The sequence below is a fragment of the Blautia wexlerae genome (genome assembly GCF_013300825.1).
Lineage (GTDB): Bacteria > Bacillota > Clostridia > Lachnospirales > Lachnospiraceae > Blautia_A > Blautia_A wexlerae_B.
Genome location: NZ_JAAIMY010000018.1, coordinates 56,895 through 75,729, shown reverse-complemented (window position 1 = coordinate 75,729; position 18,835 = coordinate 56,895). Strand labels below are relative to the sequence as shown.

15 protein-coding genes, 1 pseudogene and 1 other annotated feature are annotated in these 18,835 nt (G+C 43.6%); of the genes and pseudogenes, 11 read left to right on the top strand and 5 right to left on the bottom strand.

Annotated elements, in window-relative coordinates; translation table 11 throughout:
- Together ilvN (G4417_RS17550) and G4417_RS10515 are read right to left on the bottom strand one after the other, a co-directional pair.
- Positions 1-221: pseudogene (gene ilvN, locus G4417_RS17550) on the bottom strand (acetolactate synthase small subunit); the annotation flags it as partial.
- Between the two features lie 158 nt (positions 222-379).
- Positions 380-1,093: a phosphatase gene (locus tag G4417_RS10515; RefSeq protein ID WP_173683363.1), complete on the bottom strand. Its 714-nt coding sequence runs from the start codon at positions 1,091-1,093 to the stop codon at positions 380-382.
- Positions 1,094-1,391: 298 nt separating this feature from the next.
- Here G4417_RS10515 and G4417_RS10510 point away from each other — a divergent pair, with 298 nt between their 5' ends.
- The 5 genes from G4417_RS10510 to G4417_RS10490 all read left to right on the top strand — a co-directional run bounded on the left by G4417_RS10510 (position 1,392) and on the right by G4417_RS10490 (position 7,222).
- Complete coding sequence (locus G4417_RS10510; protein ID WP_173717687.1) at positions 1,392-1,559, top strand: hypothetical protein; 168 nt, start codon at positions 1,392-1,394, stop codon at positions 1,557-1,559.
- 297 nt (positions 1,560-1,856) lie between these two features.
- Positions 1,857-3,260 (top strand): rhamnulokinase, encoded by a 1,404-nt coding sequence (gene rhaB, locus G4417_RS10505; RefSeq protein WP_173683364.1) that lies wholly within the window; start codon positions 1,857-1,859, stop codon positions 3,258-3,260.
- A 60-nt stretch (positions 3,261-3,320) separates the two neighbouring features.
- Positions 3,321-4,739: an arabinose isomerase gene (locus G4417_RS10500; RefSeq protein WP_173683365.1), complete on the top strand. Its 1,419-nt coding sequence runs from the start codon at positions 3,321-3,323 to the stop codon at positions 4,737-4,739.
- Positions 4,740-4,963: 224 nt separating this feature from the next.
- On the top strand, positions 4,964-5,947 hold the full coding sequence (locus tag G4417_RS10495; RefSeq protein ID WP_173683366.1) for an AraC family transcriptional regulator: 984 nt from the start codon (positions 4,964-4,966) through the stop codon (positions 5,945-5,947).
- 18 nt (positions 5,948-5,965) lie between these two features.
- The gene (locus G4417_RS10490; RefSeq protein WP_173683367.1) at positions 5,966-7,222 is read left to right on the top strand and encodes a DNA polymerase Y family protein; all 1,257 of its coding nucleotides are present in this window, start codon (positions 5,966-5,968) and stop codon (positions 7,220-7,222) included.
- 68 nt (positions 7,223-7,290) lie between these two features.
- Here G4417_RS10490 and ilvN (G4417_RS10485) read toward each other — a convergent pair whose 3' ends face one another.
- Entirely contained in the window at positions 7,291-7,800 is a 510-nt protein-coding gene (gene ilvN / locus G4417_RS10485) for an acetolactate synthase small subunit (RefSeq protein WP_008706798.1), read from the bottom strand.
- An 18-nt stretch (positions 7,801-7,818) separates the two neighbouring features.
- Complete coding sequence (gene ilvB, locus G4417_RS10480; protein WP_008706797.1) at positions 7,819-9,537, bottom strand: biosynthetic-type acetolactate synthase large subunit; 1,719 nt, start codon at positions 9,535-9,537, stop codon at positions 7,819-7,821.
- Between the two features lie 401 nt (positions 9,538-9,938).
- Positions 9,939-10,211: a binding site (T-box leader), on the bottom strand.
- Positions 10,212-10,604: 393 nt separating this feature from the next.
- Between ilvB and G4417_RS10475 the strand changes: the two genes are divergently transcribed.
- The 6 genes from G4417_RS10475 to G4417_RS10450 all read left to right on the top strand — a co-directional run bounded on the left by G4417_RS10475 (position 10,605) and on the right by G4417_RS10450 (position 17,313).
- Positions 10,605-11,159, top strand: coding sequence for a helix-turn-helix domain-containing protein (locus G4417_RS10475; RefSeq protein WP_008706796.1), 555 nt, complete (start codon positions 10,605-10,607; stop codon positions 11,157-11,159).
- A gap of 519 nt (positions 11,160-11,678) precedes the next feature.
- On the top strand, positions 11,679-12,896 hold the full coding sequence (locus G4417_RS10470) for an aspartate aminotransferase family protein (protein ID WP_008706795.1): 1,218 nt from the start codon (positions 11,679-11,681) through the stop codon (positions 12,894-12,896).
- 111 nt (positions 12,897-13,007) lie between these two features.
- Entirely contained in the window at positions 13,008-13,628 is a 621-nt protein-coding gene (locus G4417_RS10465) for a cytidylate kinase-like family protein (RefSeq protein WP_173683368.1), read from the top strand.
- Positions 13,629-13,631: 3 nt separating this feature from the next.
- Positions 13,632-15,152, top strand: a complete 1,521-nt coding sequence (locus G4417_RS10460; RefSeq protein ID WP_173683369.1) for an APC family permease — start codon at positions 13,632-13,634, stop codon at positions 15,150-15,152.
- A 50-nt stretch (positions 15,153-15,202) separates the two neighbouring features.
- Positions 15,203-16,387, top strand: coding sequence for an iron-containing alcohol dehydrogenase (locus G4417_RS10455; protein ID WP_173683370.1), 1,185 nt, complete (start codon positions 15,203-15,205; stop codon positions 16,385-16,387).
- Between the two features lie 269 nt (positions 16,388-16,656).
- Positions 16,657-17,313 (top strand): viroplasmin family protein, encoded by a 657-nt coding sequence (locus G4417_RS10450; RefSeq protein WP_173683371.1) that lies wholly within the window; start codon positions 16,657-16,659, stop codon positions 17,311-17,313.
- Positions 17,314-17,425: 112 nt separating this feature from the next.
- On the opposite strand, the gene G4417_RS10445 is transcribed toward G4417_RS10450, so the two are convergent.
- Positions 17,426-18,517 (bottom strand): PTS transporter subunit IIC, encoded by a 1,092-nt coding sequence (locus tag G4417_RS10445; RefSeq protein ID WP_173683372.1) that lies wholly within the window; start codon positions 18,515-18,517, stop codon positions 17,426-17,428.
- Positions 18,518-18,835 lie beyond the last annotated feature (318 nt).

Below are 18,835 nucleotides of genomic sequence, written 5' to 3'. Positions count from 1 at the left end.
ATCTGAAACAGTTCTGCTTTATCTTCCCTGGAGCAGTTGAAAACCTTGATGTAGAGAATTTCTTTCATTCTGACAAATACATCTGTGAAGTCGATTACCTTGATAACCTCGATCATGCGGTTTAACTGTTTTTTGATCTGTTCAAAGGTTTTATCATCGCTGACTGTTGCAATAGTCATTCGGGATACTGTAGGATCCTCGGTGGTTCCTGCAGTAAGACTGATCTATCACGAGATATGTAAATGGTTAAGTGAGTTTTGTTAATTAAAATGTACTAAAATGTCGTCTTTTTGACAAGAAATTATAGAAAATAAACAAAATAACACAATGCAAAAAACAATGCATAAAATAAAAGAATGTCCCTTTGAGGAACATTCTTTTAACGTGTCTGAAGGAAAACTTTTAATTTGGGAAGCTGGTTGTTAAGGATAAGAGTTTCCGGAAACATGAGCTGGTGAACGAATTCTTCGGCATAGGTGAAATCTCCAACATGTTCTTTTCCGTGGCTGTCGCTGGACAAAATAACAGGAAGCTGATATTTCTGACAGAGATACAGGATTCTGGCGGCATTGGCTCTTGTGTCTCCCCGATATCCTCCGGGTGCAAGGGAAGCTTCGTTTATTTCAAAAATAACATTTTCCCGTAAAGCTGCTCTTGCCAGCGTTTCATAATCTACAGGGAAATGTGTATCGTCGCAGTGGCCGAGTATTTTTACAGCAGGATGTTTCATTGCGTTGATGTAAGCTTCTGTATTCTGAGATACAGAGCCTGAACGGTAGTTCTGCTGATGCATACTGATGATAGCGTAATCCAGGTTGTTCAGCAGTTCATCTGACAGATCTGTATGTCCTGCACTGTCCAGGATGTTTAGTTCAACTCCGTAAAGAATATCTATGCCGAATCTTTTTCTGGGATAAAAAGGAAGGCTTCTGAAATAAGAAGAAGTTCCGGAAGCCAGAGTTCCCGGGCCGTGGTCAGAAATCCCAAGGAGTTTCAGTCCTTTTTTGCTGGCTGCTTTTGCCATGTCAGAGATGGTACAGGTGGTTCCGTGACCGCTGGCGATAGAATGTGTGTGGATGTCAGAAAGATACATTGTTTGTCTCCTTTCCAGAGCGGTTTCTATATATGATAAGAGCCTTACGGAAGATGCAAAGCTGCTGTTTGATGGTACATTCGTTATATTCAAGTATGACAGATGAGGATTTAAATGTCAATGAGGAAACAAAATAAAAACAACTGAAATACAACAAAAATCAAATAAAAAACAACACAAATAAACGGCTGATACATGTTGGATTACGTTGGCTTCGGGAAAATGATAAGGTATAATGGAACTATATGAAAACATGGGGCTTATTGCTGATTAATGACAGCGATAGCACTGTTTGCTTATGTGTGGACAGTTACTTCATGAGAAAGGAGTAACATGGAAAAATTTCAAACATCAGACATTCCCGGAATTCTCTTATGAATGGCTGGAGGCTGAACTGGATACTGGTATGATTCCACAAATATGGACAGCGAAGAAATCGCTCCTAACCTTTATGACTAATCGATAAGTATATATCGAAAGGAAATGAATCCTTAGAATTAAGTAAAAAAAGTTACCGGGAACAATGTGACCGGTAGCGAAATACAGACGCCGCACTGCCGTATGGCAAGTGCGGCGTTGTTGTTCAAAACTCTGATAGCAGAGTGAAATCAAACAAATATAAATACAGTAACAGCTCAGACAAGATGATGCAAATAAAGACACTTTTTTGGACAAACGAGGTTCTTACCCTGGAGAGCAGATCAGGGTAAAATGAAATCATCAGATATGAAGAGCGCAATTCATATATTGAGGAGGATTTAAAATGGCAGCTTATTATTTAGCAGTAGATATCGGAGCATCCAGCGGACGTCACATTCTTGGACATATGGAAAACGGAAAAATGGTTCTGGAAGAAATCTATCGTTTTGAAAATGGAATGGTAAAGAAAGACGGAGAACTCTGTTGGGAATTTGACCGCCTTTTTAAAGAGGTTGTAAATGGTCTGAAGAAATGTAAAGAGATCGGCAAACTTCCTGTAAGCATGGGCGTAGACACCTGGGGTGTTGACTTCGTACTTCTGGACAAAGACGATAATGTTCTTGGAAATACAGTAGGATATCGTGATCACCGTACAGAAGGAATGGACGAAGAAGTCTATAAGACAATTTCCCTGAAAGACCTTTATGCCAGAACCGGTATTCAGAAAGCAATCTTTAACACTGTTTATCAGCTGATGGCAGTAAAGAAGAAACATCCGGAATATCTGGAGCAGGCAGAAACACTTCTCCATGTACCGGACTATTTCCATTTCCTGCTCACAGGAGAGAAGACCTGTGAATACACAGAGGCAACAACAGGACAGCTGGTATGCCCGACTACAAAGGACAGAGATTATGAGCTGATCGATATGCTTGGATATCCAAAGAAAATTTTCCAGAAGCTGATCATGCCTGGTACCAGCATCGGACACCTTACAGACAAGATCAAAGAAGAGGTTGGTTTTGACCTGGAGGTAGTGGCACCTGCAACACATGATACAGGCTCTGCAGTACTGGCAGTTCCGACAAATGACGACGATTTTATTTATATCAGCTCTGGTACCTGGTCACTGATGGGTATTGAGAGAAAAGAAGCTGACTGTTCAGAGAAGAGCTGCGAGATGAACTTTACAAACGAGGGCGGATACGCAGGACGTTTCCGTTACCTGAAGAATATTATGGGACTGTGGATGATCCAGTCTGTACGTCATGAGGTAAATGACGCATACAGTTTCGCACAGATCTGTGAGATGGCAGAGGAAGCCAAGGACTTCCCGTCCAGGGTAGATGCTAATGATGAATGCTTCCTTTCCCCTGAGAACATGACTGAGGAGGTAAAGGATTACTGCCGCAGAACCGGACAGAAGGTACCGGAGACACTGGGCGAGGTTGCCACTGTTATCTATACAAGCCTTGCAGAATGTTATGCAAAGACAGCCAGAGAGCTGGAAGAGATGACCGGCAGAACCTACAGCTGTATTCACATTGTAGGCGGTGGTTCCAATGCAGGCTACTTAAATGAACTGACTGCAAAGGCTACAAAGAAAGAAATCCATGCAGGTCCCGGAGAGGCTACTGCAATCGGAAATATTACAGCACAGATACTGAAGGCCCAGGAGTTCAAAACCATTGAAGAAGCAAGAACTACCATTCATGAGTCCTTTGGTATTAAGGTATATAAAGCATAAAAGAGCAGGAATGCAGACTGCATAATCAAACCCCGCTCTGAAAACAGGAGGAATCATATTATGTTAGTAAACACAAAGGCAAAAGTTGGTGTATTTTCTATCGCTTTAGGTGCATATCTGCCTCAGTTCCCGTCACTGGTACCGGAATTTGAGTCACAGTATGCAGCATTTAAGAAAACAATCCCGGATACAGTAGAGATTATTGACGGTGGAATGGTAACTACAAAGGAACAGGCAATGGAAGCAGGGAACAAGTTCCGTGCAGCTGATGTTGATCTGGTATTTCTTCAGATGCTTACCTATGCCACATCCTATAACATGCTTCCGGCAGTCCGTGACCTGGATGTACCGGTTGTTCTGGTGAATGTGCAGAAGCTGAAAGCCTTGGATTATGACCACACTGATATTGCCTCCTGGTTAGGAGAGGGGTATGCATGCGGTGCAGTAGGCGAAGCTGTGGCAGACCTGGAGAGAGCAGGCAAGAGACACGCGGTGATCACAGGTGTTGTAGAAGGTGGAGATCCTGGAGTTCAGGCAGAAATCGAAGACTGGTGTAAGGCTGCTCGGGTAAGAAGAAGATTCCGTGATACTAATATCGCACAGATTGGAAGACCGTATCCGGGTATGATGGATTTCTATATTGATGAGACAAATCTGTACAACAGAATGTTCCTGTATACAAAACAGTTTGACTGGGAGAAAATGTGGGCCATTGCTGATGATATTACAGATGAGGATGCTATCCGTGCAAAAGCTCAGGAAATTCTGGATACCTTTGAGATCGAAGGCGGCGGAACAATTGAGAAAGTATGGGATATGGCGAAATATGTGGTAGCATTTGAGAAATGGGTAAAAGATGAGTATCTTGGAATGATCGCTTCCCATTATGATGGATTTGCACAGGGTAAAGCAGGAGTTCTGGACAGTATGCTGATCCCGGCATTTTCCATGCTGATCAAACAGGGTACAGCCTGCGCTGTAGAAGGGGATATGAAGGTTGCCATGGCAATGAGTATCTTAAAGACCATTTCAGGAACAGGACAGCTTTCTGAGATGTACTCCATTGACTTCAATGATGATATCTGTATTATCGGTCATTCCGGAAGTGGTGATGCTGATATCTCTGATAAGAAGCCAACCATGAAGATCGTAAAAGTATTCCACGGTAAGACAGGTGGCGGATATCTGACACAGTTCTATCCATATACAGGTCCTGTTACTTATCTGGCAATCACACAGGATGCAGACGGACACTTCAGGTTTGTTGTCGCTGAAGGCGTAAATGAAGAAGGTAAAATCCTTTCTTTTGGCGACACAAATATGAGAACACGTTTCACCTGCGGTGCAAGAGAATTTGTAAACCGCTGGAGTGAAGCAGGCCCAACACATCATATGGCAGCTGCTACAGGAAGACATATTGATACAATCCTGAAGGTTGCAAAGATCTTCAATGTACCGGTAGATATTGTTACAAGATAATAAAATTTCTCCATGAAAGTGGAATCATGTAAAACACATATTCAAAAAGAAACCTGGCAGATTGTCAGGTTTCTTTTTTGTGGTTGTATGAAAAAAATGAATCGTATATAATGAGATTAGAGTGTGTTTGAAAAAAAACTATGTTGTTCCTGACCTGATATCTGTGAATTGCAGTGAGGAACAGAATTTACAGATTATTGTGAAAGATACAGAAGGTGGAATCCATGCAGCAGGAATTATTAGATCATTTAAAGAAAATCACAGAGGAAGAGCAGAAAATCCTGGATGGAAGAGCAGAGGTGGATAAGGAGTTATATACCTCAGGCAGGGATTTCATTGTAGACAGCAGAAAGATGCTGGATGAGGGAAAGCTGATTACTGTACGGACTCACACCAGGTTTATTCATTTTCCGGTTCACAGACATAATTTTATTGAGGTGCTTTATGTATGCGAGGGCTCTGTCACCAATATTATAGACGGCAAGAAAGTAGTGGTTGGAAAAGGTGAACTTTTGTTTCTCAACCAGTATACCAGACATGAGCTTCTGCCTGCAGGGGAGAATGATATTGCCATTAATTTTATGATCCTTCCAGAATTTTTTGATGTGGCTTATTCCATGGCAGGGCGAAATAATGTGCTGGCAGATTTTCTGGTAAATATTCTCCGACAGGATGAGGAGAGAGGACAATACCTGTATTTTAAAGTTTCAGAGGTTCTGCAGATCCAGAATTTGCTGGAGAATATGATCTATTCTCTGGTGACTGGAAAAGGGGAAAATAACCGGATTAACCAGACAACTATGGGACTGATCTTTCTGTATTTGGTGGATTCTGTACAGTATGTGGAAATGCGTGTGCCAAATCAGTACGAAAACATGATTTCCATGACAACTCTGGACTATATAGAGCAGAAATACAAAACTGCAACGCTTACTGAGTTGTGTGAACTGTTTCATCTGCCCATGCATGTGCTCAGCAAGATGATCAAGAAAACCACAGGCTTTAATTTCAAGGAACTGCTTCAAAGGAAACGTTTGAATAAATCCGTAGAGCTGATGTGTGACACGGATCTGGCCATCAGTGACATTATTGCAGCAGTGGGATACGAGAATAACAGTTATTTTCACCGGGTACTTAAGGAAAGATACCATATGACTCCCAGGGCATTCAGGGAGAAGAACAGGCAGCAGATTCAGGTGAGGCTGTGATGCAGAGGAGGAAGAACAGTGAAAAGTACGGAACGATTAATTTTTCATATTGATGTAAACAGTGCATTTCTTTCCTGGGAATCAGCCAGAAGGGTGAGCCAGGGGCTGCCGGATCTCAGAGAAATTCCTTCCTGTGTAGGAGGAGATCCAAAGAAACGGACAGGTATCGTGGTTGCCAAATCTATCCCTGCAAAAAAATACGGGATCCAGACCGGCGAGCCAGTAGCCATGGCTCTTCGGAAATGTCCCAAGCTGGTGATCGTTCCCAGTGATTTTGAATTATACGATAAATGTTCCAGGGCATTTAAAGCAATCTGTGCTTCTTTTGCACCTGTGATGGAATCTTTTTCCATTGATGAGGTATTTCTGGATATGACAGGTACTTCTCTGATCTATCCTGACCCTGTAGCTGCTGCTCATGAGCTGAAAGACAAGATTCACAGAGAGCTGGGATTTACGGTAAATGTAGGAATTTCTACCAATAAGCTTTTGGCAAAGATGGCATCAGATTTTCAGAAGCCGGACAGAGTACACACTCTGTTCCCGGATGAAATCCCGGAGAAAATGTGGCCTCTTCCTATCCGTAATCTGCTGTTTCTGGGAAAAGCTTCCGAGCAGAAGCTTCTGAATCAGGGGATCCGTACCATCGGTGATCTGGCAAGAGAAAGTGCATCCAATGTGCAGTACTGGCTTGGGGAAAAAACGGGACATCAGCTATGGCAATATGCCAGAGGTATTGATGATTCCCCTGTAAAAGCAGTGCCTGATGAGGCAAAAGGTTTCAGCGTGGAAACTACTTTTAACGATGATATTACTTCCATAGAGCAGGTGTTTCCCATACTTTTGGAGCAGTGTGATGTTCTGGCAACCAGAATGCGCAGAAAAGATAAGAAATGCAACTGTATTTCCGTGACTTTCCGTACTTTGGATTTCAGAAACCGTTCACACCAGACAAAGCTGGAAAATGCTACAGATCTTACAGATGAAATTTATATAAATGCTACAAGACTTTTTAAAGAATTCTGGAAAGGACAGCCGCTACGTCTGATTGGTGTGGCACTGACAGGCCTTACAGATGGCACTTATGAACAGATGTCTCTGTTTGAAGATACAGAAAATAAAGAACGTCGCAGAAAGCTGGATGCAGCTATGGATGAGATCCGGATGAAATTTGGAAATGATAAGATCACCCGTGCCAGTATTATGAACAGCAATACACGGATTGGGCGAAAAGCGAAAGCACAGATGAAAAACGAAAAGACAGAAGAACAGTAAGTAAAGGGAGGACTGAGCATTAAGAATAATGCGACAATCCTCCCTTTATAAAAATTTCAGAAAAAGTTTTATCGTTCCATCATACTGATAGATTCGATTCCTACACTTCCTCCACGTACGACTTCAATTCTGTGAAATTCTTCCTTGATCAGTTTCACTACTGCGTCATTCTTGGTTGCTGTCTGGACAAATTCCAGGAGCAGACTGTCTTTGCCGTAGTCAATGACCTTTGCCTTGAAGGTTTCGGCGATCTGAAACAGTTCTGCTTTATCTTCCCTGGAGCAGTTGAAAACCTTGATGTAGAGAATTTCTTTCATTCTGACAAATACATCTGTGAAGTCAATTACCTTGATAACCTCGATCATGCGGTTTAACTGTTTTTTGATCTGTTCAAAGGTTTCATCATCGCTGACTGTTGCGATAGTCATTCGGGATACTGTGGGGTCCTCGGTGGTTCCTACAGTAAGACTGTCCAGATTGTAGCTTTTTCCGGAGAAAAGTCCGGAGATTTTGGACAGAACACCTACCTGGTTCTCAACATAGAGAGAAATCCATCTTTTTTTCATTCCTTTATCCATAATAATCTTTCCTCCTGCCTAACAATCCATGATCATATCTTCCAGAGTTCCGCCCGGTTTGATCATCGGGTAGACCATTTCTTCTGGGTCAATGATAAATTCGATTACTGTAGGTGCTTTTGTATTTTTCTTTGCTTCTTTGAAGGCGGCTGCGATTTCTTCTTTCTTTGTAACGCGGATTCCCTTTGCGCGATAGCTTTCTGCAAGTTTAATGAAATCCGGTGTGTACTGTGGATATTCCATACCTTCTGTGCGGCGGGAAAGTGCTCCGGCGCGCAGGTTGGTCATGGCGTAGCGTTTACCGTAGAAGAGTTTCTGCCACTGGCGTACCATTCCAAGATACTCATTGTTAAAGATGCACAGAATGACCGGAAGCTCTTCCAGAACTGCAGTTGCGAGCTCCTGGATATTCATCTGCACACCGCCGTCACCGGAGATAACGATGACAGGTCTGTCAGGATTTCCGATTTTGGCTCCGATACCGCCCGGAAGACCATAGCCCATGGTTCCCAGACCGCCGGACATGATCATCTGCTTGCCTTCTGTAATTTCTGCATACTGGGAAACAAGCATCTGGTGTTGGCCTACGTCTGTAACGATAATGCTGTTTTCGAACTGCTCATTGATTTCTTTCAGGATATCCATTGGGCTTAAAACATCGTTTGGACGCATTTTCAGCGGATGTTCTTCTTTCCACTGGCTGATCTGACCAAGCCACTTGCCTGTGGAGCATTCCTGAACGTATTCATTCATTTTTGTGATAGCTTCTTTTGCATCTGAAACAATAGGAATATCTACCTGAATGTTTCTGGAGATAGATGCAGTGTCGATATCGATGTGTACAATCTGTGCATGAGGTGCAAATTCATGAAGTTTTCCTGTGATCCTGTCATTGAACCTGGTTCCGATAGAGAAAAGGAGATCACAGTTGCTGACTGCCATATTTGCTGCATAGGCACCATGCATGCCAAGGTTTCCGATGTAGAGCGGATGGTCTGTGGGGATAGAGCCTTTTCCCATTACGGTTGTGACAACCGGTACTTTTGTCTTTTCCACTACTTCCCGGAAGATTTCGTGGGCGCGGGAGATTACTACACCGCCGCCTGCCAGGAATAAGGGACGTTTTGCTTTATTTAAAAGTTTGATGGCACGTTTGAGCTGACCGATGTGGACATCTGTGTTTGGTTTGTAACCGCGGATGTTGACATTTTTAGGATATTCTGCGCTGCCGAGTTCTGCCATGACGTCCTTTGGAAGGTCGATGAGGACAGGTCCCGGACGGCCGGTGCGGGCAATGTAGAAGGCTTCTTTGATAATTCTGCCAAGGTCTTCACGTCTGCGGACAGTAACGCCGTATTTGGTGATGCTTCTGGTGATTCCTACGATGTCTACTTCCTGGAATGCATCGTTGCCGATCAGGTGGCGAGCTACCTGTCCGGTGAAGCATACAAGAGGTACGCTGTCATAGTTGGCGGTTGCAAGTCCTGTTACAAGGTTGGTTGCGCCGGGGCCGCTGGTTACCAGACATACACCGACTTTTCCGGTGGTTCTGGCGTAGGCGTCTGCTTCGTGGACAAGGGCCTGTTCGTGACGGGGGAGGATGATTTTGACGTCGTCCTGTTTGTAGAGTTCGTCACTGATGTCGATGGTACAGGCGCCGGGGTAGCCGAAGAGGTATTCTACGCCTTCTTCTTTTAAGGCTTTTACTAAGAGTTTGTTGCCGGATATTTGTTTCATATTTGGGTAAACCTCCTTTGTGTATGTGTATAGGACGCTCAGAAATTTATTTGTTTTCGGGTGCGGTTTCGGAGTCTAGTAACTCTAAGTGTCTGAAAATCTGCTAAAACCGTTCAGAAAAATCTCAAACTCGCCGCGGATGCGGCTCAGACAGTGAGATTTTTCTGAATAACGCAGATTTCCAGGCACTAAGAGTTACTACGACTCCTGCAAATGCACCCGAAAACAAATAAATTTCCGAGCTGTGTATTGGTAAATACAGGGTGGGGCAGAATGGCGCTGCGCTGATTCTGCCGAGTGTGGGGCGGCGGGTTTGATGTGACAGATGTAAATGATGTTAGGGTCAAAAGGTATTTTGACCCTGATATCTAAATATAGTAAAAAACGCCCTGGGCTTGTTTGCCCAGGGCGAAAAATAATCTTCCGCGGTACCACCTGTATTCAGAGTTTGGCTCTGCACTTTGTCAGTACTGATATACTGTGTTCCTGTAACGTGGAACTGACGTTGAAGCCTACTTGGCATGTCTGTCCGAATCTATGGATCATCAGACAGGATATGCGGTTTGGTTCACTGCTCGGGGGCTACTTCCACAATTCGTTCACGAAAGCTCGCACCGACCGCTTTCTCTCTGTGCTTCCCGGGGTTGTGTACTCCTCCCTGTCATGGCATTTGGCTGATATGGGGTATTCATTGTCCGAATAGGGTGGACAAATGTTTTCTTGGGTTACATTATACATTTGGAGAGAGGAAATTGTCAACCGGGTTTTGGATAATTGCTGTAAAATTTATGCTCTGGAATGAATTTTGGTTACGTTACTGAGAACGGAGTGAACAGTAATGTAATTGACAGATTTTTATATTGCTGATATAAAAAAGAAATAATACAGTTGTTTAACCGAATCAAGCAAGTCCCCTGCTTCAATTGCGAAGAGTAATAAGCAGTGGGTGGGGACTTACTTGTATCAGGAGGAGTGCAAGCTCCTTCTGATAAACTGCGGAGCAGTTATTCGGTTATGAGCAAGTAGCGAAGCGGATTGCGAATATCCACTTGACAAGGAGAGGACATATGGATTATTTATCGAATAATGTGGCGGTGAATCTGAAGAGGATTCGGAAATCCAAGAGTATGAGTCTGGATCAGGTGTCTGAGCAGACGGGGGTGAGTAAGAGCATGTTGGCTCAGATTGAGAGAGGGACTGCCAATCCTTCTCTGGGTGTGCTGGGGAAGATCACAAGTGGTCTGAGGATAGAGTTTCAGGAGTTGATACAGCCGCCGAGGGTGGACTGTTGTCTGGTGACACCGGCAGAGCTGGTTCCTACCAAGGAGGTAGCAGGACAGTACAGGGTATGGACCTGTCTGCCTTATGAGGATACCCGTCTGGTGGAGGTGTACCGGATCGAAGTGGAACCGGGTGGTGTTTATATCAGTGGCAGCCATGGAGAGAAGACAAGAGAATATCTGGCTGTTATGGAGGGTGTGCTTACGCTGGAATGTCATGGCGAAAAGTATGAAATCCATAGAGATCAGGTGTTTAAGTTTGAAACGGATCAGGAGCATGTCTATCGGAACACAGGAAAGGAGAAAGCCTGCTGTACTTGTTTCTTTCTGGATTATCATTAATACAGTTGCATGAGGAATTCTGTCGCTGAAGTGGTTCGCCGCAGGCAGAGAATCCTGTTTGCAGGATTCTACCTTATGTGATGGGTGGATTGCCATAGTGTAGAACTGAGTAGTGGAGCAGGTGATTTTATCCGAAGTATGAGTGTAAAATGTGCAATATAATGTACGAAAACGATAAAAAAGATACACCGGGAAATGAACATCTGAAAAGAAAGAATGTATGTAATGGTTTGTCAGTCTGCTATTTCATGAAGAGGCTGTGTTGTTATGAATTGTTGAGAAACCTTTATAATACCGCATGAATATGCAGAAGATATTCGAGATGCAATAAGGAGAATACAGAGCTTTCTGTAAAAAAATGTAAATGTTTAAAAAAACATGTTGACAAATCATAAGGGCAGTGATATTGTAAGGATGTACAAAATAATACACAGAAAAAGTTAAGCAAAGGCGCTTACCCATACGGGTCAGTTTGTCTTTGCTTTTTTTATTATCTTAAGGATGCAGGAGGACACAGCTATGAAATTAAAAGACACAGGATTAACTTTTCAGGACATTAAGGACAAAGTAAACAAGTACATGATCGAGACTTATGAGAGATTTGATTTCCTTGCAGAGACAGCAGAAGGCATGTACATTTATGATGAGAATAAAACCCCATATCTTGATTTTTACGCCGGTATTGCAGTAAACAGCGCAGGAAACTGTAACCCTAAGGTTGTAGCTGCTGCAAAGGATCAGTTAGATGATATTATGCATACATTCAACTATCCATACACAATCCCGCAGGCGCTACTTGCTGAGAAGGTCTGCGAGACAATCGGAATGGACAAGATTTTCTATCAGAACTCAGGTACAGAGGCTAACGAGGCAATGATCAAAATGGCCCGTAAATATGGTATTGAAAAATATGGTCCAAACCGTTATCATATCGTAACTGCAAAGATGGGATTCCATGGAAGAACCTTTGGTGCCATGTCTGCAACAGGTCAGCCGGGTAATGGATGCCAGGTTGGATTCGGACCTATGACTTATGGTTTCTCCTATGCACCGTACAATGACCTTCAGGCTTTCAAGGATGCATGTACAGAGAACACAATTGCTATCATGGTTGAGCCTGTACAGGGTGAGGGTGGTGTACATCCTGCAACAATGGAATTCATGCAGGGACTTCGTAAATTCTGTGATGAGAACGATATGCTTCTTCTGATCGATGAGGTACAGACAGGATGGTGCAGAACAGGTGCTGTTATGTCCTATATGAATTATGGTATCAAACCGGATATCGTATCTATGGCAAAGGCTCTGGGCGGTGGAATGCCAATAGGTGCTATCTGTGCAACAGCAGAGGTTGCCAAAGCTTTCACAGCAGGTTCCCATGGAACTACATTCGGTGGGCACCCGGTAAGCTGTGCAGCTGCACTGGCTGAGGTGAATGAGCTTCTGGACAGAGATCTGGCTGGAAATGCAAAGAAGGTTGGCGATTACTTTGCAGCTAAGCTTGAGAAGCTTCCTCATGTAAAAGAAGTAAGACATCAGGGACTTCTGGTAGGTGTGGAATTTGATGATACGATCGGCGGAGTGGATGTAAAACATGGCTGCCTTGACAGACATCTTCTGATCACAGCCATTGGAGCGCATATCATCCGTATGATCCCACCGCTTATTGTTACAGAAGAAGAGTGCGACAAAGCTGTAGCAATCATCGAAGATACAATTAAATCACTGGAAAAATAAAATCCGGCAACGGAGTGATACAGTAAAAGGACAAGGGCGTCACGAATTATATTCGTGCGCCCTTTTATGATATCAGAATCTGATAAAAATTTGAGTGTGAGAGGGAAAAGCATGAAGCATCTGGTAATTACGATTGGCTGTGAATACGGAGCCAAGGGCAATGCCATCGGTAAGAAGATCGCACAGGATTTGGGGATTAAGTTTTATGACCGTGATCTTGTGGATGAGATCATTAAAGAGGTAGGCATCCCTACAGACATTATGGACAGAGTAGAGGAAGGCGGAACCATCGCAGGTAAAGGTGCACAGGGTGATGTGAGAGGTTCTTTTTCCAAATATGCGGATCTGACAGACCGCGCTATTCATGTACAGAAGCAGATTATCCGGAAGCTGGCTCAGAAAGAAGCCTGTGTGATTATAGGACGGTCTGCAGATTATATTCTGAAAGATACAGAAGGAATCCAGCTGGTGAGAGCATTTATTTATGCACCTAATGATGTTCGCGTCCACAACATTATGGAAAGCCATAATCTTTCAGAAAAGGATGCAAAGCTTCTGCTGGATGAGAAAGACAAGCGTTATCATAAAAGACATCTGGCACTGACAGGAAGTAACCGTGGTGATAGACATAACAGGGATATTCTTATTAACAGTGATTTTCTGGGAATTCAGGGAACAGCAGAATATCTGGAAGACCTGATCGCAAAAAAATACGGAAAAAAGGAGGTCTGACCTATGGAACAGAAAACATCTGAATTTGACAAAGTACTTGGTGCATGGGACATACTTGTAATTGCATTTGGCGCCATGATCGGCTGGGGCTGGGTAGTTTCTTCCGGTAACTGGATTGAATCCGGTGGTGTGCTTGGTGCAGCTATTGCATTTGCAATCGGTGGAATCATGATCTTCTTCGTAGGTCTGACTTACGCAGAGCTTACAGCAGCCATGCCTCAGTGTGGTGGTGAGCATGTATTCAGCTACAGGGCAATGGGCTCTACAGGTTCTTTTATCTGCACCTGGGCGATCATTCTTGGATATGTAAGTGTTGCCTGCTTTGAGGCATGTGCATTTCCCACAATCATCACCTATCTGTGGCCGGGATTTCTGAAAGGATATCTCTATACAGTTGCAGGCTTTGATGTTTATGCATCCTGGTTGATCGTGGCGATTGTGATTGCTTTTCTTATTATGATAATTAACATTAATGGAGCAAAGACTGCGGCAGTTCTGCAGACTGTTCTTACCTGTATTATCGGCGGTGCCGGAATTATTCTGATCGTGGCTTCTGTGGTTACAGGAAGTGTGGATAATCTTCAGGGACAGATGTTTGTTGGAAACGGTACTGGCGAAGCAATGAAAAGTATTATTAAGGTTGCAGTTATCACTCCATTTTTCTTTATTGGTTTTGACGTTATCCCACAGGCAGCAGAGGAAATCAATGTTCCGCTGAAAAAAATCGGTAAAATGATGATCCTCTCTGTTGTGCTGGCAGTTGTATTTTACTCACTGGTGATTCTTGCAGTAGGTTTTATCCTGAATCCGGCAGAGATCCTTGAGTCTCAGCAAGGAACAGGACTTGTAACGGCAGATGCCATGGCCAAGGCTTTCGGGACAAAGGTTATGGCAAAGGTTATCATTGTAGGTGGAATGTGTGGTATTATTACATCATGGAACTCCTTCCTCCTTGGCGGTTCCCGTGCCATGTACTCTATGGCAGAATCCTACATGATTCCTCCGTTTTTTGCAAAGCTTCATCCGAAGCACAAAACTCCGGTTAATTCTCTGTATCTGATCGGTGCCCTGACTATGCTGGCTCCTTTTGCAGGAAGAACAATGATGGTCTGGATCTGTGATGCAGGTAACTTCGGATGCTGTCTTGCATACTGTATGGTCTCTGTATCTTTCCTGATCCTTCGTAAAAAGGAACCGGATATGGCAAGACCTTACAAAGTAGGTCACTACAAATTTGTAGGCTTTATGGCAGTAGTCATGTCAGGGCTGATGCTTCTGGTTTACTGTATTCCGGGTTCCGGTGGAAGTCTGGTATTTCAGGAATGGATCATGGTAGGCGGCTGGAGCTTACTTGGAGTTGTATTTTATGCAATCTGTAAACGTAAATATAAAGAAGATTTTGGTAAACTTATTGAACTGATCTCTGATGAGGATGCAGCAAGTCTTATGCCGGAGGCTGATGATGAAGAGCTTGATGTGGTAATCGATGCGGCTATTGACAGGGTACTTTCCTCTATGGCATAAAGATATAATTAAATGATATTGAAAAATCACAGGAAAAGAGGCAGAAATTAATGAATCCATTTGAATTTTTTATTCCTCAGAATATTACAGTCGGTGCTGGTACTCTGGCAAAGCTTCCGGAATGTGCCAAAAAGCTTGGGGGCTCTCATGCAATGCTGATCTCCGGACCAACTCTCCGGAAAATGGGAGTTGTGGATAAGGCGGCGGATTATCTGAAAGACGCCGGAATGGAAGTGGATATTTTTACAGATGTGGAAGCAAACCCATCTGTTACCACAGTAGAAAAAGCGACAGAGGCGTATAAGGAATCCGGTGCAGATTTCATTGTAGCACTGGGTGGCGGATCACCTATGGATGTGGCAAAGGCAGTGGGAGTTACAGCTAAATATGGCGGAAGCATTACAGAATATGAGGGGGCGCATAAGGTTCCCGGAAAAATTGTTCCGCTGATCGCAATCCCGACTACTGCGGGAACCGGCTCAGAGGTTACGGCATTTTCTGTTATCACTGACCACAGCAGAGATTATAAGCTGACGGTATTCAGTTATGAACTTCTTCCTGCATATGCGATCCTGGATCCTGAGCTTCTCACCTCTGCTCCGGCATCTGTGGCAGCAGCCTGCGGAATCGATGCATTTATTCATGCGGAGGAGGCTTATGTTTCCACAGCAGCATCTCCTTTTTCTGATGCAATGGCAGAGAAAGCAATGGAACTGATCGGTGGAAATATCCGCCGTTTTGTGGCAAGACGTACAGATCTGGAGGCTGCAGAAGCAATGCTTACAGGCTCTCTCTTTGCAGGAATCGCCTTTTCCTTTGCAAGACTTGGAAATGTCCATGCCATGAGCCATCCGGTAAGTGCCTTCTTTAATGTGGCACATGGAGTGGCAAATGCAGTTCTTCTTCCCGTGATCGCAGAATATAATGCGTTGGCAGATCATGGCAGATATCTGAAGATTTATAATTATATCAGTCCGATCCCGGCATATGAGGATGAATTCGAACCGCTGATGCTGGTGGATGCCATCCGGGAATTAAACGAAGATATCGGAATCCCGGAAGACCTGACTACAGCCATCCGCCAGGCGAAGAAGGGAGAAAAGCTTTCTGATGAGGAGATTGAAAGCAAGATTGATGCCATGGCGGATGATGCCATGAAGAGCGGAAATATCGCAGTAAACCCAAGATCCTCCAGAAAACAGGATATTGTGAAACTGTATTATAAAGCTTTATAAGATAAAGAATAATGCAGTATTTTATGTGATTGCTACAGGTAGGATATTGATTAAAAATATCTGTTATTATAAAAAACGTGCAGAAACATTGAAGTCGACAGATAACTTCAGGCTTGAAAGTTTATCTCGATTTAAAAATGTATCTGCACGTTGTTTTTTTGAGAAATTTCCATTGTATAACTTGCCTGATAGAAAGAAAGATTATATAGTATTAATCAAAATATAGTAAAGTAATGTGAGTCAAAATATTGATTGTTCAGGAGGATTTTATGGCAAAGAAGAAAATATATGCAGTACGCAAGGGACATAAAACAGGACTTTTTACTACATGGGCGGAATGCCAGAAGGCAGTAAGCGGATATTCAGGAGCTGAGTTTCGGGGATTTACAGAAAAAGAGGAAGCACTGGCTTTTCTGAATATGGAGACAGCAGGAAATGTATCCGGTGATAAAGCAAAAGAGGCGGCAGGAATCGTAGAAGTACCTGAAAATATGGTTATTGCCTATGTGGACGGAAGTTTTGAGAAAAGCATTGGCAGATATGCTTTTGGCTGTGTGATCCTTACACCGGACGGACAGGAAGTCCGCAAATCCGGAAGCGGCAGTGACCCTGCAGGAGTCGCAATCCGAAATGTGGCAGGAGAAATGCTTGGTTCCATGACTGCAGTAAACTGGGCCATAGAAAACAAATATCCGGCTGTGGAAATCCGCTATGATTATGAAGGGGTAGAGAAATGGGTAACAGGTGTATGGAGAGCCAAAACACCACTGACCAGCAAATACGCAGCCCATATGCAGGAAGCAGGAAAGAAAGTAAAGATTTCTTTTTGTAAAATAGCAGCTCATACGGGCAATCATTACAATGAAGAGGCAGATCAGCTGGCAAAGGGTGCATTGCTTCATATGAATGAAGAGGTGCGGATATAAAAGTCTACATAAAGAAAGTAAGTATCTGAAAAAATACCTGATATACGGAAATAAGTGTCCGTTATCAGGTATTTTTGTTGTCAGAAACTATTTTGCAACGTTCGGCTGCTGTTTATGCAAGTGTCATATCCCCGTCTTTCACCCATCCAAGTTTACGGATAAACATGTTGATGAGCGGACACAGGATTGCAGGCAGGATAAAGGAAATCAGCAAAAGTCCGGCCCAGTCCCAGCCTGTGACAGCTGTTTTTGTTCCTGCGGCAATATCATTCATCCATCCAGTGTAGACACCAATCTGTCCTACGAAACCACAGGTACCCATACCGGAAGAAACCGGAGTACCGTTCATCTGAAGTTTGAACAGACAGGTTGCAAGAGGTCCGGTTATGGCAGAAGTAAGGATCGGTGAAATCCAGATGCGTGGATTTTTTACGATATTTCCCATCTGGAGCATGGATGTTCCGATTCCCTGAGAAACAAGACCACCCCATTTGTTCTCACGGAAGGACATTACTGCGAAACCTACCATCTGTGCGCAGCATCCTGCAACAGCAGCTCCTCCGGCAAGTCCGGTAAGGCCAAGCGCAGCGCAGATGGCGGCAGATGAGATAGGAAGTGTCAGTGCGATACCCACGAATACAGAAACAAGGATTCCCATCAGGAACGGCTGCAGATTGGTTGCCCACATAATAATATTTCCCACTTTCATTGCTGCACTTCCAAGTGCCGGAGCCCACCACGCGGACAGGGCAACACCTACACCGATCGTGACAAGTGGAGTGACCAGAATATCAATTTTGGTTTCCTTAGATACTGCTTTTCCAATTTCGGAAGCGAAGATGGCTACAAATAATACAGCCAGCGGTCCGCCTGCACCGCCTAATGCGTTAGATGCAAAGCCAACAGTGATCAGTGAAAACAACACCAACGGCGGACAATGTAGCGCATAGCCGATGGCAACAGCCATGGCAGGACCACTCATTGCAGATGCCAGAGAGCCTACTGTATACTGGGTGTCGTTTACAGTTGCCACAGCAGTGGTCAGAAATGAAATATGAAACTGTGTTCCAAGTGTGTTGATGATCGTGCCGATCAGCAGGGAACAGAAAAGACCCTGCGCCATGGCACCAAGGGCATTGATTCCATAACGTTTTATGGAGATCTCGATGTCTTTGCGTCTGAGAAATGCTTTAAACTTTTCCATAGATTACTTTCTCCTGTTTTTATTATGTATAGAAGGGTGTATATACACCTATATACGTTTTTCTCATTATAGTCACATTCACGGAGTAAATCAAGTAGTTTTGTAACTGTTCACACACCACTATCCCGCGAGGTGTTTTGGCATGAATATGCCAAAATCACAAGACATACAAGCCAAAATTCCATTGCCGCAGGCAATCTGGAATGAATTTTGGCTACGTTACTGTGAACGGAGTGAACAGTAACGTAGTTTTAAAATATTGGGAAACAATTTACAGAAAGAATATTGTAAAGTATTTTACTGTCTGGTATGATAAAA